The organism is Leisingera sp. F5, from assembly GCF_001593695.1.
In genome coordinates, this window is record NZ_LUKH01001345.1 from 1 (window position 1) to 1,096 (window position 1,096).

Genomic DNA, 1,096 nt, shown 5'->3' on the forward strand with positions numbered 1-1,096 from the left:
ATGCCGAAAAGGCGCGGCTGGAGAAAACGCTGGGTAAGCTGGCCAAGGAACTGGGGGGGCTGCGCGGACGGCTGAACAACCCGAAATTCGCGGCCTCGGCCCCGGAAGATGTGGTTGCCGAAGCCCGCGAGAACCTCCGCCTGCGCGAGGAAGAAGAAGCCAAGATCAAGGAAGCCCTGGCGCGCCTGGCTGAGATCGGCTGAGCCGGCTGTTAAGCATGTTTCAAACGCCCGCCCTCTCCGGCGGGCGTTTTGCATTCCGTGGCAAACCATTGAACCGGGCGCAAATTCCCGCGGAACGGGGAAATTCTTAACAACCGCCCCATTGTCATTGCCGCGCTTTTGTATCAGCCTGCACTCAACCATAAAAAGAAGGGAGGCCGCAGCCCATGCCCAAAGGATACTGGGTGGCCCATGTAGATGTGCAGGACATGGAGCGCTATGAGGACTATAAGAATGCAGCCAAACCAGTGCTGGCCGAGTTCGGTGCAAAGTTCCTGATCCGCGGCGGCGAGCGCGAGGTACGCGAAGGCGCGTTCCGATCGCGCACTGTTGTCCTTGAATTCAAGGATTTCGAAACTGCAAAAGCCTGCTATGATTCCATGGCTTATCAGGACGCCAAGGCCTTTCGCGATCTGGTCTCGTCGGGTGATATGCAAATCATCGAAGGGTACGGCGGTTAACCCGCCCGCCCAGCCGCTTTGACCGAGGTCTGCTGATGCCGCTGCTTAAGAAATTCTTCCAAGCGTTCCGCCCGACTGAGCGCCCCGGATTGCCGGACCCGGATGCCGAATTGGCCCTGGGTGCCCTGCTGGTGCGGGTGGCGCAGTCCGACCGCGATTACCAGCTGGAGGAAATCAGCCTGATCGACCGGATCCTGGCCCGGCTCTACCAGCACAATGCGATCGAGGCCGCCAAGGTGCGCGCCACCTGCGAAAAGCTGCATGCTGCGGCGCCGGAAACCGACACCTTCGGGCGGCTGATCCGCGAGACCACCGGGCTGGAGGAACGGCTGGCGGCGATGGACGCGCTGTGGGAGGTGGTGCTGGCCGACGGCAACGAGCACGCGGGCGAAGTCACCATCGTCGAAGAGGCCC

The 1,096-nt window shown here is 61.7% G+C and carries 3 protein-coding genes; all 3 read left to right on the plus strand.

All coding sequences use genetic code 11. The features are described 5' to 3' along the window. A partial coding sequence (locus A2I95_RS41295) for a hypothetical protein (protein ID WP_291738070.1) occupies nucleotides 1-203 on the plus strand: 203 nt, incomplete at its 5' end. A 185-nt stretch (nucleotides 204-388) separates the two neighbouring features. Next, nucleotides 389-682 carry a DUF1330 domain-containing protein gene (locus tag A2I95_RS41300; protein WP_291738071.1) on the plus strand — a complete coding sequence of 98 codons (294 nt, stop codon included), beginning with the start codon at nucleotides 389-391 and terminating at the stop codon, nucleotides 680-682. 41 nt (nucleotides 683-723) lie between these two features. Next, the coding region (locus A2I95_RS41305) for a TerB family tellurite resistance protein (RefSeq protein WP_291738072.1) at nucleotides 724-1,096 on the plus strand (373 nt) is incomplete at its 3' end.